The 13,828-nt window shown below is 73.0% G+C and carries 12 protein-coding genes; 5 read left to right on the top strand and 7 right to left on the bottom strand.

Going from position 1 to position 13,828, the window contains the following annotated elements:
* Positions 1-101 precede the first annotated feature (101 nt).
* The 3 genes from ACLZN2_RS26395 to ACLZN2_RS26405 all read right to left on the bottom strand — a co-directional run bounded on the left by ACLZN2_RS26395 (position 102) and on the right by ACLZN2_RS26405 (position 3,459).
* On the bottom strand, positions 102-617 hold the full coding sequence (locus tag ACLZN2_RS26395) for a nuclear transport factor 2 family protein (protein WP_416981556.1): 516 nt from the start codon (positions 615-617) through the stop codon (positions 102-104).
* Positions 614-1,510: a dihydropteroate synthase gene (gene folP, locus ACLZN2_RS26400; RefSeq protein ID WP_416981557.1), complete on the bottom strand. Its 897-nt coding sequence runs from the start codon at positions 1,508-1,510 to the stop codon at positions 614-616. The genes ACLZN2_RS26395 and folP overlap by 4 nt, the downstream gene beginning before the upstream one ends.
* 134 nt (positions 1,511-1,644) lie before the next feature.
* On the bottom strand, positions 1,645-3,459 hold the full coding sequence (locus ACLZN2_RS26405) for a phosphatidylglycerol lysyltransferase domain-containing protein (protein WP_416981558.1): 1,815 nt from the start codon (positions 3,457-3,459) through the stop codon (positions 1,645-1,647).
* 236 nt (positions 3,460-3,695) lie between these two features.
* On the opposite strand from ACLZN2_RS26405, the gene ACLZN2_RS26410 reads away from it, so the two are divergent.
* Entirely contained in the window at positions 3,696-4,814 is a 1,119-nt protein-coding gene (locus ACLZN2_RS26410; RefSeq protein ID WP_416981559.1) for an alpha/beta hydrolase, read from the top strand.
* 79 nt (positions 4,815-4,893) lie between these two features.
* Positions 4,894-6,315, top strand: coding sequence for a hypothetical protein (locus tag ACLZN2_RS26415; RefSeq protein ID WP_416981560.1), 1,422 nt, complete (start codon positions 4,894-4,896; stop codon positions 6,313-6,315).
* A 115-nt stretch (positions 6,316-6,430) separates the two neighbouring features.
* Here ACLZN2_RS26415 and ACLZN2_RS26420 read toward each other — a convergent pair whose 3' ends face one another.
* Complete coding sequence (locus tag ACLZN2_RS26420) at positions 6,431-7,795, bottom strand: PH domain-containing protein (protein ID WP_416981561.1); 1,365 nt, start codon at positions 7,793-7,795, stop codon at positions 6,431-6,433.
* Positions 7,792-8,316, bottom strand: coding sequence for a PH domain-containing protein (locus tag ACLZN2_RS26425; protein ID WP_416981563.1), 525 nt, complete (start codon positions 8,314-8,316; stop codon positions 7,792-7,794). Before ACLZN2_RS26425 ends, ACLZN2_RS26420 begins: the two co-directional genes overlap by 4 nt.
* 32 nt (positions 8,317-8,348) lie before the next feature.
* On the opposite strand from ACLZN2_RS26425, the gene ACLZN2_RS26430 reads away from it, so the two are divergent.
* Positions 8,349-9,500, top strand: coding sequence for an NADH-quinone oxidoreductase subunit D (locus tag ACLZN2_RS26430; RefSeq protein ID WP_416981565.1), 1,152 nt, complete (start codon positions 8,349-8,351; stop codon positions 9,498-9,500).
* Positions 9,501-9,548: 48 nt separating this feature from the next.
* Here the strand turns inward: ACLZN2_RS26430 and ACLZN2_RS26435 are convergent, their stop codons facing one another.
* Positions 9,549-10,571, bottom strand: a complete 1,023-nt coding sequence (locus ACLZN2_RS26435; protein ID WP_416981567.1) for an SAM-dependent methyltransferase — start codon at positions 10,569-10,571, stop codon at positions 9,549-9,551.
* 118 nt (positions 10,572-10,689) lie between these two features.
* Here ACLZN2_RS26435 and ACLZN2_RS26440 point away from each other — a divergent pair, with 118 nt between their 5' ends.
* Both ACLZN2_RS26440 and ACLZN2_RS26445 read left to right on the top strand, forming a co-directional pair.
* A complete protein-coding gene (locus ACLZN2_RS26440) occupies positions 10,690-11,892 on the top strand; it encodes a sensor histidine kinase (protein ID WP_416981569.1) in 1,203 nt (400 codons plus the stop codon).
* A gap of 81 nt (positions 11,893-11,973) precedes the next feature.
* Entirely contained in the window at positions 11,974-12,645 is a 672-nt protein-coding gene (locus ACLZN2_RS26445) for a response regulator (protein WP_416981571.1), read from the top strand.
* A 28-nt stretch (positions 12,646-12,673) separates the two neighbouring features.
* On the opposite strand, the gene ACLZN2_RS26450 is transcribed toward ACLZN2_RS26445, so the two are convergent.
* Complete coding sequence (locus tag ACLZN2_RS26450) at positions 12,674-13,780, bottom strand: DUF5937 family protein (protein ID WP_416981573.1); 1,107 nt, start codon at positions 13,778-13,780, stop codon at positions 12,674-12,676.
* Between the last annotated feature and the right edge of the window lie 48 nt (positions 13,781-13,828).

A 13,828-nucleotide genomic window follows, 5' to 3' on the forward strand; every position in this document is an offset into this window, starting at 1 on the left:
GCGGCGCAGTCTTCACCCGGTGTTTCCCTTGGCGAACCCGGTGGCTCATGGGCCGGTGGCCGGAGCTACCCGCCGGTTCGTGATTCCAGCCACTTCCTGGATCACGAGAGGCTGTCGTCGTCCTCGTCGGTGTCCTGTTCCTCGTCGTTCTCGGCGAGGACCGGGGAGGCGTGGTGCGACCAGAGCTTCCAGCCGTCGGGGGTGCGGCGGAACACGTTGGTGGCGACCACCAGCTGGCCCACGAGCGGCCCGAGCTCCTCGCCCGCCCGGGGTGCGGGGCCGCCGCTGAGGATGTTCTCCGTGCAGGTCACGAGGGCGGTGTCGCCGGTGACCGAGACATGCACGTCCGTGAGGAAGAACTGGATGTAGTCGGTGTTCGCCATGATCAGGGCGTACGAGCGCAGGACCTCGCCGCGTCCGGTCAGCACCGGCCAGCCGGGGTGTACGCAGGAGATCACCCCGGTGTCCGCGGGATCGTGGTACTCCTCGTCGACGCCCAGGTCGGACGGGGTGAGCCAGAGCGAGGAGACGCCTTCGAAGTCGCCCTGTTCCAGTGCCTCGTAGAAGGCGGTGTTGGCGGCCTCGACCTGCTCGACGTCGGTGTGGGGGGCGCTCACCGGGCTCCCTCTGCGCCGGGCGCGACGCTGCCCGTGCGCGCTCCTTCCACGGCGCGCGCGACCCGTACCGCGTCCGCCGTCGCGGACACCTCGTGCACGCGCACCGCCCAGGCGCCGGTGTGCGCGGCGATCGCGGAGACGGCGGCCGTGGCGGCGTCGCGCTCGCGCGCGGGCGGGGGCGCGCCCTCGGGGCCGGCCAGCACGCGGCCGAGGAAGCGCTTGCGGGAGGCGGCGACGAGCAGCGGGTACCCCAGGGCGTGCAGCCGGTCGAGGTGGGCGAGCAGGGCGAGGTCGTGGTCGGCCTCCTTGGAGAAGCCGAGGCCGGGGTCGACGACGACGCGGTCGGGGGAGACGCCGCCGGCGAGTACGGCCTCCACGCGCGCGTGCAGTTCGTCGACGACTTCGGTGACGACGTCGTCGTAGGAGCCCTTGACGTTGCCGCCCTCCAGGAAGCCGCGCCAGTGCATGACCACGAAGGGGGCGCCCGCGTCCGCGACGGCGGGGATCATCGCCGGGTCGGCGAGGCCGCCGCTGACGTCGTTGACGAGGGCGGCGCCGGCGGCGAGGGCCTGGGCGGCGACGGAGGCGCGCATGGTGTCGACGGAGATGACGGCGCCCTCGGAGGCGAGGCCGCGTACGACGGGGATGACACGGCGCAGTTCCTCGGCCTCGTCGACACGGGTGGCGCCGGGGCGCGTGGACTCGCCGCCGACGTCGACGAGGTCGGCGCCCGCGGCGACGAGCTGGATGCCGTGCTTGACGGCGGCCGTCGTGTCGAACCAGCGGCCGCCGTCGGAGAAGGAGTCGGGTGTCACGTTGACGACCCCCATGACCGCGCAGCGGTCCCAGTCCGGAAGGCCGGCGACGCGCCCGCGTCCGCTCTGCTTGCTCATATGTTCAGCGTAGGCCCAGCAGGGCGGCGGGACGCCGGGCGGCCCGGGCGCGGGCCCTGGGGCGGGGCGGGGCCCGCGCCCGGGCCGGTTGGGGAGGGAACGGGGAACGGGGGTTCCGGCGGGCGGTCGCGGGGTCAGGCGGCCCGTACGTCCTGTCTCTCGGCGAGTGCGTGCACACACGCGCGTGCCGGCTTGGTGCGGCGGCGCAGGAAGTGCGGCAGGGGGAGGGCCAGGTTCACGAAGCCCTCGGCCTGCATGGCGGCGAAGCCGATGCGGGGGAGGTCGCCCGAGGCGCGGTAGACCACGAAGCGGGGCTCCCAGCGGGGCTGGAACTTGGCGTTGAACTTGTACAGGGACTCGATCTGGAACCAGCGGGAGAGGAAGACGAGCAGCCCGCGCCAGGCGCGCAGCACCGGCCCCGCGCCGATCTTCTCGCCGCGGGCCAGCGCCGAGCGGAACATCGCGAAGTTCAGGGACACGCGCGTGACGCCGAGTTTCGGGGCGGCCTGGAGCGCGGCGACGATGAGGAGTTCGTTCATGCCGGGGTCGGCTGAGCGGTCGCGGCGCATCAGGTCCAGGGAGGCGCCGTTCGTGCCCCAGGGCACGAAGTGGAGGATCGCCTTCAGATCGCCGTACGGGCCGGGCACCTCGTCGGCCTTGTGGGCGGTGGCGATGAGGCAGTCCCCGTCGGCGGGGTCGCCCACGCGGCCGAGCGCCATGGAGAAGCCGCGTTCGGTGTCGGTGCCGCGCCAGTCCTCGGCGGCCAGCCGGATCCGCTCCAGTTCGGCCTCGCCCAGGTCACGGACACGACGTACGCGGGTCTCGTAACCGGCGCGCTCGATGCGCTTGACCATCTGGCGCACGTTGCGCATCGCGCGGCCGGCGAGTGAGAAATCCGCGACGTCCACCACCGCCTCGTCGCCCAGTTCGAGGGCGTCGAGGCCGGTCTCACGCGTCCAGACCTCACCGCCGGTCTCCGAGCAGCCCATGACGGCGGGCGTCCAGGAGTGCGCCTTGGCCTCGTCCATGAAGCGCTCGATGGCGCCGGGCCAGGCCTCGACGTCGCCGATGGGGTCGCCGCTGGCGAGCATCACGCCGGAGACGACGCGGTACGTCACGGCGGCCTTGCCGCTGGGGGAGAAGACCACGGCCTTGTCGCGGCGCAGCGCGAAGTGGCCGAGGGAGTCGCGACCGCCGTGCCTGGCCAGCAGGGCGCGCAGCCGGGTCTCGTCCTCCTCGGTGAGGCGGGCGGCCGGGTGTTCGGGCCGGAAGGCGAGGTAGATCGTGGTGACCGCGGTGATCCAGCCGAGGGCGCCGAGGGAGAAGGCGACGGTCCAGGAGGTGCTGCCCTGGTAGTCGACCGGGCCCTCGAAGCCGACGAGGCCGTACAGGACGTGCGTAATGCGATCGGCCAGGCTCGGGTCGCCGATGATGCGCCGCGGGTGGACGCTGACGATGATCAGTCCGAGGACGAGGGAACCGGCGCCCATGAGGACGAGGTTGGCGAGCGCGCGCCACCGGCTGCGCGGGTCGGGCAGGGCCCTGAACTGGTCCCGGTGGACGATCAGCGGGACCAGCAGGGCGAGCGAGATGAGCGCGCCCGCGATCGAGTGGCGGTACACGAACTGCGCGGCCGCGCCCGCCGGGAGCAGGGCCACCGCCGCCCGCCAGGCGCGCCGCTTGCCGCGCTTGAGGCCGTGGGCGAGCAGGAGCAGCAGCACGCCGGCGCTGAGCGAGAGCGCCGCCGCGAACGGGCCGAACGAGCCGGGCAGCACCTCGGCGATGGTGTGCATACGGCTCTGCCGGAACCGCGGGAAGATGCCCGCCGCGACGTCCAGCAGCCCCACGAGGGCACAGGCTCTGCCGACGAGGGCGGGTACGGACTCGGGGCGCGGACCGCGCATCAGCGCCTGCACCCGGCTTGATCGGTGCGGAACCCCGCCCGACATTTCCCCATCTTCCCTGACAGACATCGCATCCCGTAGTTCCGCGAGAGACCTTGGATCCGGGCCCGATTCGGGCATCCGGCGACATTGCGCCCTCTAGGACGGTGTCTCGGGGAGAGAGGTTCACTCCCCTCTTCAAAGCCACCGAAAAGGCCGAGGAAAGTCCGGGACAAGCCCTCGCGAAGGAGTCGGGGGGAACAGGTGTGCGCCCGGGCCTGGAGCAGGCAGGAATCCGCTGTATGGGTCTCACGAGCAACACAGTGCTGTTGTTGTCCGTCGTGTTCGCCTTAATGCTGTTCGCCGGCACGGTGTGGCTCTGGCCGCGGCTGGCGAAGCGCTCCTGGCGGGCCGTCAGCGGGCGGGTCGGGCTGCTGCTGTGCACACAACTGGCCCTCTTCGTGTCCGTGGGGCTGTCCGCCAATCAGGCCTTCGGTTTCTACGCCAGCTGGGCGGACCTGTTCGGCCGGGAGACGGAGCCGGGTGTGGTCGTCGACCACACGAACGGCGCCCCGGGCGGGCCGCTCAGGGTCGTCGACACCCGGCGGGTGGAAGGGGGCGGCGGGCGGCCGGACTTCGGCGGGCAGATCCAGAAGGTGGTCCTCGCCGGCCGTACGACGCACATCGGCACGCCCGCCTATGTGTACCTGCCGCCCGAGTACTTCGCCGCGAAGAACCGCACGCGCACGTTCCCCGCGGCCGTCGTCCTCACGGGCTACCCGGGCACGGCGGAGGCCCTCGTCGACAAACTGCACTACCCGCGTACCGCGCGGCGGCTCGCCGAGGACGGCCGGATGCAGCCGATGATCCTGGTGATGATGCGGCCGACGGTGGCCCCGCCGCGGGACACGGAGTGCGTGGACATCCCGGGCGGGCCGCAGACCGAGTCGTTCTTCGCCAAGGACCTGCCGGACGCCGTCGCGGCCCACTACAGGGTCGGGAAGAAGCCCGGGAGCTGGGGGATCATCGGCGACTCCACGGGCGGTTACTGCGCCCTGAAGCTCGCGATGCACCACCCGGAGGTGTACGCGGCGGGCGCGGGCCTGTCGGCGTACTACAAGGCGCCGAGCGATCCGACCACCGGCGACCTGTTCCACGGCGACGAGACCCTGCGCAAGGAGGCCGATCTGCGCTGGTTCCTGAAGAACCGTTCCGCTCCGGACACCTCTCTCCTCGTCACCAGCAGCAAGGTTGGAGAATCCAACTACAAGGCCACGCTGGACTTCATAGGCCTGGCGAAGGCCACGAACAGGACCCGGATCTCGTCGATCATCCTCGAAAGCGGCGGCCACAACTTCAACACCTGGCGCCGGGAGATCCCGCCGACCCTGGAGTGGATCAGCGGCCGGCTGAGTAATTGATCATGATTAGGCTTCGGTATGGCTGTGTTTTTACGGGGCGGGGCGCCAACATTCGCCTACGCGCGGTAAGTTTCTGGCCATGCCACGTGGACGTCACCGTCATTCCCCGCCTTTGCACAGGCTGTTGCCTCCCTCGGTGATCGCAGGCGTCTCGCTCATCTGTGCCTTCGGTCCCTGGGTGCTCTCGGATCCCGCCGTGCTCCGCATCATCGCCGCGGTCGCCGCGGCCACCGCGGTCGTCGGGGCAGCCGTCCTGCGCCGCTGGGACTCGCAGGCCGGCAAACAGGTCGCCGACCTCACGCGCGCGCGGGCGAGCGACGAGTGGCGCTTCGAGGAACGCGTCGCCGAACTCGAGACCGACCTCGACGAATCGCGTGAACTGCGCGGCAAGCTGGAGCAACGGCTGCGCGCCAAGCGCACCGAACTGGCCGGTCTGCGCAACGAACACGCCGCCCTGCTGCGCCGCTACGCCACCGCCGAGACCGAGCGGGCGAGCGCCCTGGAGGGCCGCCGTCTGCTCGAGATCGAGAACACGGCCGAGCCGGAGACGCACGCGTTGCCTCCCGCGCGCGTGTCGGAGGAGCAGGAGACGGAACGGGAGCCGGAGACGGAGACCGCCGTCTCCGAGACGCCCGAAGCCGTGGAGGGCGACGAGTCCGCCGACGAGACGCCCGAGGCCCCGGCGGCCTTCTCCCCGGAGGGCTCGCAACTGTACGCGCGGGCGCGGAAGGCGCTGGCGAAGCTCGACCCGGACACCGCCCCGGCCCCCGTCGCCGACGGCGACGACTCCGGCGAGGAGGAGCCCGTGAAGGTTCCGTCCGGGAAGGCCGGTGCCGAGGAGTCCGCGCAGGAGGACGAGGCCGAGGGGCAGCCCGAGGCGGCCGACGAGCACGCGCGCGCGGTCGCCCACCACACGGTTGACGCAACCGACGAGGGCCGGAAGGAGGCGACGGAGGAGACCGCTCCGGAACCGGCGCGGGCCGACACCGAGGAGGCCGTCGCGGAGCGCGCAGCCTCCGAGCCCGCAGCCGTGCCCGCCGTCTCCGAGCGCGCCGCCTCTACTCCGGCCGCCTCCACGTCGGGCGTCTCCGAGCGCGCTGCCACCGCCGCCGCCGAGTCGACCGCGCCCGCCGTCTCCGCGTCCGCCGCGCTCGTCCCCCGGCCCGCCGCCCCCGTGCAGCGGCCCGCCGGGCACTTCACCGTGCCGACCGCCGTGGCCGTCGTACCCGCCGCCCAGCCGGTACGGCGTCCCGCGGTGGAGGGCGGGTTCGACTTCTTCGGTACGAAGAGCGCGACGCCGAACGCCCTGGAGTCGGTGCAGAACGAGGACCTCGCCGACGTCGTCGGGCAGGAGGCGCTCGCGCTGCACAAGGCCGAGGCCGAGGCGGAGTTCAAGCCGGCCGGCGAGGAGGCGCGCGGCGTCGGCCAGGTGATCGACCTGACCGCGCACGACGAGACCGAGGTGATCGACCTCCAGGGCCTGCGCAGCGCGGTGTCCTGACCCGTCGTCACCCGTCGGCACCCCCTGACCGACTGAAGGGCCGTGCGGCCGCCGTTCGTGAGACGGCGGAGGCACGGCCCTTCGGCGTACGTCCCCTCCGGCCTGCGGACACGCCCTACGCCATCCAGCGGTCGGGCCGGGCGTCCCGGCGGCCGGTGCGGGAGCGCTCGGCCTGGGAGCGGAGCAGCTCCACGGCCTCCTGAGCGTCCCTCAGCCGGGCTGTGACGGTCTTGTTCGCCCCCGTGTCCACATGGACCGCGGCAAGGCGCCACAGGCGCTGCAAGGGGCCCTGCGTCAGCCGTACGCTCTGGACCTTGGCGTGGGGCACGAGCGCGAGGCTGCGGTGCAGCAGCCCGTGCCGGGTGGCGAACACGGCGTCGGTGACCGCGACGCCGTGGCCCCGCCACCACAGCGGCAGGCACCGTCCGGCCCGGCGCGGCGGACGCGACAGCGAGGCCGCCGCCGGCACGGTCACGCCGGGCAGCACGCGCGCGACGACGGCCACCGCGACCGCGCGCGGGGCGACCGGAACGAGCACGGAGTTGGCCGAGCCCGCCACGTCCAGCTCCACACGCACCCAGTCCCGGCGCCGCCACAGCAGCGGCTGCACGATCCGCACGGTCTGCACGCGCCCCGGCGGCACCGTCTCGTGCGTACGGTCCAGCAGGCCGCGGTCGATGCGCAGTCCGTCCGGGGACTCGGCGACCGTCCAGTCGTACTCGCCGACGAACCGCCCGGCGCTGCGCGCGCCCGCCGCGCCGAGCAGCGGCAGGCCCGTCGCGAGGACCGTCACCACGCTGTGGGTGAGGAGCCACAGGACGGGCGGGACGACCAGGGCGGCGGCGACGGCGCCCCAGGCCGAGCCGGTCAGTACCAGCGCGATCACGAGCCGGCGCGCCGGTACGCGCAGCAGCTCGCGCGCCGGCGCCTCGCCCACCTCGTGCGCCGTCTCGGGAGCGAAACCCGCCGCCCGCGCGAGCAGTTCGGCCCGCAGCGCGCGTGCCTCGTCCTCGCCCAGGAAGGCCAGCTCGTCCTTCTTCTCGGCGCCGACGACGTCGAGCCGCAGTTTCGCCACGCCCGCGATCCGGGCGAGCAGCGGCTGGGTGACGTCGATCGCCTGGATGCGTTCGAGGCGGATGTGCGCGGTGCGCCGGAACAGCAGGCCGGTGCGGATGCGCAGTTCGCTGTCGGTCACCGCGAAGTGCGTGAACCACCAGCTCAGAAAGCCGTACGCGGCCGACGCCGGGACCAGGACGGCGAGGGCGATCAGCAGGGTCGTCGTGGTCAGCCGGGTGAGCTGCTCCTGGGCCTGGTTGGGATCGTGCACGGCCCAGCCGACGAGCACCGCGACCGGGGCCCAGGCGCGCCGGAACGGGGTGACGGGGTGCAGCCGGTGCTCGGCGACGGCCGGCCGTGCCCCCGCCTCGCGGACGCCGTCCTCGGTCCCTGACACGCCGTCCTCGACGCCCGGGGCCGTCACAGGCCCGCCGATCGGGCCTCGCCGAGTTCGGTGAGCCGGTCGCGCAGCCGCTCCGCCTCGGCCGGGTCGAGGCCCGGGATGGTCGCGTCGGTGGCGGCGGCCGCGGTGTGCAGCTGGACGCTGGCGAGCCCGAAGTGCCGTTCGACGGGCCCCGAGGTCACCTCGACCAGTTGCATGCGCCCGTACGGTACGACGGTCTCCTCGCGCCACAGCACGCCCCGGCTGATCAGCAGGTCGTCGGCGCGCTCGGCGTACCGCCAGGACCGCCAGTTGCGGCCGAGGAGCACCCAGCCCCAGCCGATGCCGGCCAGTGGCAGCAGCACGAAGGCGGCCCACGCGGGGCCGACGCACAGGCCGAGCACCAGTCCGACGGCGACGGCCGCGAGCCCCAGCCACACCACCAGCAGCAGCCGGCGCATCCGCAGCAGGCCCGGCGGCAGCCCGTTCCACACCGGCCCCGCCCCGGGCGCCCGCGCTCCGGTCTCGGTCGTCTCGGCGCCCCCTGGGCTCCCCGTCTCCATACCGCCAGCGTACGTAGGGGAGACTGGGTGCCATGACTCCTACGACGGAGACCACGGTCGGGATCGGCGGCGCCGCGGAGAGCACCGACATGGTGCTCAACATCGGCCCCCAGCATCCCTCCACGCACGGCGTGCTGCGGCTGAAGCTGGTGCTGGACGGCGAGCGCATCCGGCACGCCGAGCCGGTGATCGGCTATATGCACCGCGGCGCGGAGAAGCTGTTCGAGGCGCGCGACTACCGCCAGATCGTCATGCTGGCCAACCGCCACGACTGGCTGTCGGCGTTCTCGAACGAGCTGGGCGTGGTCCTCGCCGTGGAGCGGATGCTCGGCATGGAGGTCCCCGAGCGCGCGGTGTGGACGCGCACGCTGCTCGCGGAGCTGAACCGGGTGCTGAACCACCTGATGTTCCTGGGCTCGTACCCGCTGGAGCTGGGCGGCATCACGCCGGTCTTCTACGCGTTCCGCGAGCGCGAGGTGCTGCAGAACGTCATGGAGGAGGTCTCCGGCGGGCGCATGCACTACATGTTCAACCGGGTCGGCGGCCTCAAGGAGGACCTGCCGGCCGGCTGGACGTCACGCGCGCGTGGCGCCGTCGCCGCCGTCCGCTCGCGCATGGACGTCTTCGACGACCTCGTCCTCGGCAACGAGATCTTCCGGGGGCGCACGCGCGCGGTGGGCGTGCTCTCGGCGGAGGCCGTGCACGCGTACGGCGTGAGCGGGCCGATCGCGCGCGCCTCGGGCGTCGACTTCGACCTGCGCCGCGACGAGCCCTACCTCGCGTACGGGGAGCTGCAGGACGTCCTGAAGGTGGTGACGCGCGGCGAGGGCGACTGTCTCGCCCGCTTCGAGTGCCTGCTGTGGCAGACGCACAACGCGCTCGACCTCGCGGACGCCTGCCTGGACCGGCTGGCCGAGCTGCCGCCCGGCCCGATCAACCAGCGGCTCCCCAAGGTCCTCAAGGCGCCCGAGGGGCACACGTACGCGTGGACCGAGAACCCCCTCGGCATCAACGGCTACTACCTCGTCAGCAAGGGCGAGAAGACGCCGTACCGCCTGAAGCTGCGCTCGGCCTCCTACAACAACATCCAGGCCCTCACCGAGCTGCTGCCGGGCACCCTGGTCGCGGACATGGTGGCCATCCTGGGGTCGATGTTCTTCGTGGTCGGGGACATCGACAAGTAGGGCCTGCGGACAGGTGGGGCCAGCGGACAGGGAGGGCCGGCGGGCGCCTCACAGCAGCGGGTCCGGAATTCCGACCGGCTGGAGCAGCCAGCCGAAGTCGCCCAGTCCGCCCGGTGCGGTGAGCTCGGCGGCCTCTCCGGCGCCCGCGAGGGCGCGGACGTAGGCGGCGGGGTCGGTGGAGGCGAGCGCGAGCGGGGGGCGCGCGCCGGTGAGGCCCAAGGCGTGCAGGGCGGCGCGCTGGGTGAGCAGCCGCGCGCCCGGGAGCGCGCACGCGTCCAGCGCCACATGCGCCGTGATGTCGCACGAGCCGTCCGGCACGGGTGCCGTCTCGCGGCCCTCCCGGAAGCCGGTGAGCGTGCCGAAAGGGGGGCGCGCGTCCGCCGTGTGCGCGTAGTCCACGGCGACCGCGAGCCCGCGCGCGACGGACGCGACGGCCGAGGCCCAGGCCGTGTCGCGGGGCAGCCCGATCTCCGCCCGCAGCCCCGGCTCGGCCGGCAGCGGCCACCAGCGCGTCAGCCAGTCCGCCTCCGCACCGGCGACCGGTTCGGCCGGCCGCTCGGTTCCGTCCCGCCGTACGAGGACCAGCCGGGCCACGCCCGCGGGGTCCACCTCCGCCACCTCCACCGGCACGTTGTCCAGCCACTCGTTGGCGAACAGCAGCCCGGTGATCCCGGGCGGGGGTTCGGGGAGCCACTCGATCCGGGGATCCAGTGCTTCCGGGCGGTCGGCGAGCTCGACGGCGTACGCGCGCGTGCGGGCGGCCACCTCGGCGGGGAGCGCGGTGAGCACACCGGTGACGAGTTCGCCCCGGCCGGCGGCCATGTCGACGAAGTCGAGCCGCTCGGGCCGGTCCAGCGCCTCGTCGACGTGGCACAGCAGCCGGGCGACGGCCCGGGCGAAGAGGGGCGAGGCGTGCACGGACGTACGGAAGTGGCCCGCGGGGCCCTCGGGCCGCCGGTAGAAGCCGCTCGGCCCGTAGAGGGCGGCGCCCGTCGCCTCCCGCCACCCGCGCCAGTCACCCGAGTCGTCGGAGTCGGCGGAGCTGCCGGAGTCGCTCACTTCGTGCGTCATCCGGTCAGACTAGGCGTACAGGTGATCACGGCCTCCACCTTGCGGAGTATGCGCGCCCGGAGCGGATCGGTCCTCCGGTTGACCCCTGCACACAGCGCGCTTCCCTACGCTGGGTTACGTGCAGCGCGTCTATGACTTCCTCCGCAGACACCCGACCGGGGTGGACGGCTTCTGGGCCGTCGTCCTGTTCGGGATCACCGCGGCTGCCGGAACCGCGGGTCAGGACCGGGGCGGCACCGACTCCGTGGCGCTGCTCGTGCCGGTCGTCCTCCTCCTGTGCCTGGTCATCGCGCTGCGTCGGCTCATGCCCGAGAAGATGCTGGTGCTGGCCGCGGCGCTGGGCCTGGCCCAGCTGGTGCTGAACGTCGGGGTCACGGCCGCCGACTTCGCCCTGCTGGTGATCGTGTACACCGTCGCCGCCAGCGGCGCCCGCTGGTCCTCCCGGCTCGCCCTGGTCATGGCCCTGAGCGCGGCTCCCCTGGCGCAGCTGCGCTGGCCGCACGAGAACGCGAGCGTGCCGGGCCAGGCCGCGGTCATCGTCTTCCAGACCGTGCCGTTCGCCCTGGCCTGGGTGCTCGGCGACTCGATACGCACCCGGCGCGCCTACTTCGCGGAGCTGGAGGAACGCAACGCCCGGCTGGAGAAGGAGCGCGAGGCGCAGGCCAAGGTCGCGGTCGCCGCCGAGCGCGCCCGGATCGCGCGGGAGCTGCACGACGTCGTCGCGCACAACGTGTCGGTGATGGTGGTGCAGGCCGACGGCGCCGCGTACGTCCTCGACGCAGCGCCCGACCAGGCGAAGAAGGCACTGGAGACGATCTCCTCCACCGGCCGCCAGGCCCTCGCCGAGATGCGCCGCCTGCTGGGTGTGCTGCGCACCGGGGAGCACCAGGAGGGCGGCGAGTACGTTCCGCAGCCGGACGTGGAGCAGATCGAGGACCTCGTCGAGCAGTGCCGCGGCTCGGGCCTGCCGGTCGACTTCAAGATCGAGGGCACTCCACGGCCGCTGCCCAGCGGCGTGGAGCTCACCGCGTACCGGATCGTGCAGGAGGCGCTGACGAACACGCGCAAGCACGGCGGGCCGAACGCGGGCGCGAGCGTACGGCTGGTCTACTTCGACGACGGTCTCGGCCTGCTCGTCGAGGACGACGGCACGGGCGCCCCGCACGAGCTGTACGAGGAGGGCGGTGTCGACGGACAGGGCCATGGCCTGATCGGCATGCGGGAGCGGGTCGGCATGGTCGGCGGCACGCTGGACGCGGGCCCGCGTCCGGGCGGAGGATTCCGCATCAGCGCCCTGCTCCCGCTCAAACCGGCGCATTGACGCCGACGCACGCCCCTCGTCGACACCTGTCACCCCCCCCACGCACAGAGACCCGATCCACGGAAAACGGAAGAGGACCCGATGACGATCCGCGTGATGCTCGTCGACGACCAGGTGCTGCTGCGCACCGGGTTCCGGATGGTGCTCGCCGCCCAGCCGGACATGGAGGTCGTGGCGGAGGCGGGCGACGGCGTCGAGGCCCTCCAGGTGGTGCGCTCCATGGCCGTCGACGTCGTCCTGATGGACGTCCGCATGCCGAAGCTGGACGGGGTGGAGGCGACCCGGCGGATCTGCGCGGAGCCCGATGCGCCGAAGGTGCTGATCCTGACCACCTTCGACCTCGACGAGTACGCGTTCTCCGGGCTGAAGGCGGGCGCGTCCGGCTTCATGCTGAAGGACGTGCCGCCCGGGGAGCTGCTCGCCGCGATCCGCTCCGTGCACAGCGGGGACGCGGTGGTCGCGCCCTCCACCACCCGCCGTCTGCTCGACCGGTTCGCGCCGATGCTGCCCAGCGTCGGCAAGGAGCCGCAGCACAAGGAGCTGGAGCGGCTCACCGACCGGGAGCGCGAGGTGATGGTGCTGGTCGCGCAGGGGCTGTCCAACGGGGAGATCGCGGCCCGGCTGGTGCTGTCCGAGGCCACCGTGAAGACCCACGTCGGCCGCATCCTGACCAAGCTGGGACTGCGGGACCGGGTGCAGGTGGTGGTGCTGGCCTACGAGACGGGGCTGGTGCGGGCCGGCGGACACGGCTGACGCACGCCGAGATCGCCCGCCTGCCCGGTCAGCGCAGGAGCCCCTCCAGGAAGTCGCTGCCCAGCCGGGCCACCACCGTCACGTCCAGCTGGTGCAGGACGTACCGGCCGCGGCGGCGGGTGGTGATGAGGGAGGCCTTCTTGAGGACGCCGAGGTGGCGGGATATCTCGGGTGCCGTCATGCCCAGGGACTGGGCTGTCTCGCTCGTGGTGTAGGCGCTGCGGGCCAGCAGCCGGCAGATCCGCATCCGGACGGGGTGGGAGAGCGCGGTGATGCGCAGCGTCAGCTGCTCCACCGAGGGCGGCGAGGCGAGCTCGGGGGAGCCGACCGGGTAGTGCAGGACCGGCTGCCAGCCGTACCGGTGCAGAACCATCAGGTGCGGCCAGCCGAGGCTCGTCGGGATGAGGAGGAGCCCGCCGTCCGCCGTGGTGGTGCGGCCGTGGGCCATCTTGTCCACGGAGATCAGCGCGGCGCCCTCGTCCAGCGACACGGCGGAGGACATCGAGGTGAGCGCCTCCGCCAGGCCCTTGCGGCGCAGCAGGTCCGTCTTGTGGCGGGCGTCGGCGGCGAGCGGGTGGCTGACCCGGGCCCAGACGTCGGCGAAGAACGCCTCCTCGCAGTCCTGGAGGAACTGCCGCAGCCAGGCGCGCACCGCGGGCGGGTCGTCGAGCAGCCGTCGGGTGAAGTGCACCTGCCGGGGGCCGCGGGAGGCGGCCAGGTCCAGGGCGCGGCGGTGCTGGGCCGGGTCGGCGAGGACGTCGAGGCCCGGCGCGTCGTACCCGGGGGTGCACATGAACTCCGTCGCCGCGTTGACGAACTGTTCGTCCGTCAGCTTGTCGAGGAGGTCCAGTTCCTCGGCGAGCGTGGCGCCGGGCAGGGCGTCGCGGCCCGGGAGTCCGGCGTACGGCAGGAAGAGGTCGGAGAACGTCGTCCGCCACAGGAAGTCGGCCTCGCACATCCGGTCGGCCAGATACGGGTCCAGGCGGGCGGTGACGCCGGTGACCCAGCCCTGCAGACCGGGGTGGTGGCCGGGCTCGGAGAGCGCGTGCAGGGCCATGCCGAGTTCGGCCAGGGGCGAGGGCACGACGGCGACCCGCTCCGGCCGCAGCCCCGTGATGTCGATGCGGACGCTCATGCCCTCATGGTGCACCCCGCCACTGACAACCCGGCTCCCGATTGACGA

The organism is Streptomyces sp. T028 (genome assembly GCF_048159505.1).
Lineage (GTDB): Bacteria > Actinomycetota > Actinomycetes > Streptomycetales > Streptomycetaceae > Streptomyces.

Excerpts from the sequence above, each read along its gene's own strand:
- folP (WP_416981557.1), bottom strand. The coding sequence starts at position 1,510 with ATGAGCAAGCAGAGCGGACGCGGGCGCGTCGCCGGCCTTCCGGACTGG.
- ACLZN2_RS26405 (WP_416981558.1), bottom strand. The coding sequence starts at position 3,459 with ATGTCGGGCGGGGTTCCGCACCGATCAAGCCGGGTGCAGGCGCTGATG.
- ACLZN2_RS26410 (WP_416981559.1), top strand. The coding sequence starts at position 3,696 with ATGGGTCTCACGAGCAACACAGTGCTGTTGTTGTCCGTCGTGTTCGCC.
- ACLZN2_RS26415 (WP_416981560.1), top strand. The coding sequence starts at position 4,894 with ATGCCACGTGGACGTCACCGTCATTCCCCGCCTTTGCACAGGCTGTTG.
- ACLZN2_RS26425 (WP_416981563.1), bottom strand. The coding sequence starts at position 8,316 with ATGGAGACGGGGAGCCCAGGGGGCGCCGAGACGACCGAGACCGGAGCG.
- ACLZN2_RS26430 (WP_416981565.1), top strand. The coding sequence starts at position 8,349 with ATGACTCCTACGACGGAGACCACGGTCGGGATCGGCGGCGCCGCGGAG.
- ACLZN2_RS26435 (WP_416981567.1), bottom strand. The coding sequence starts at position 10,571 with ATGACGCACGAAGTGAGCGACTCCGGCAGCTCCGCCGACTCCGACGAC.
- ACLZN2_RS26445 (WP_416981571.1), top strand. The coding sequence starts at position 11,974 with ATGACGATCCGCGTGATGCTCGTCGACGACCAGGTGCTGCTGCGCACC.
- ACLZN2_RS26450 (WP_416981573.1), bottom strand. The coding sequence starts at position 13,780 with ATGAGCGTCCGCATCGACATCACGGGGCTGCGGCCGGAGCGGGTCGCC.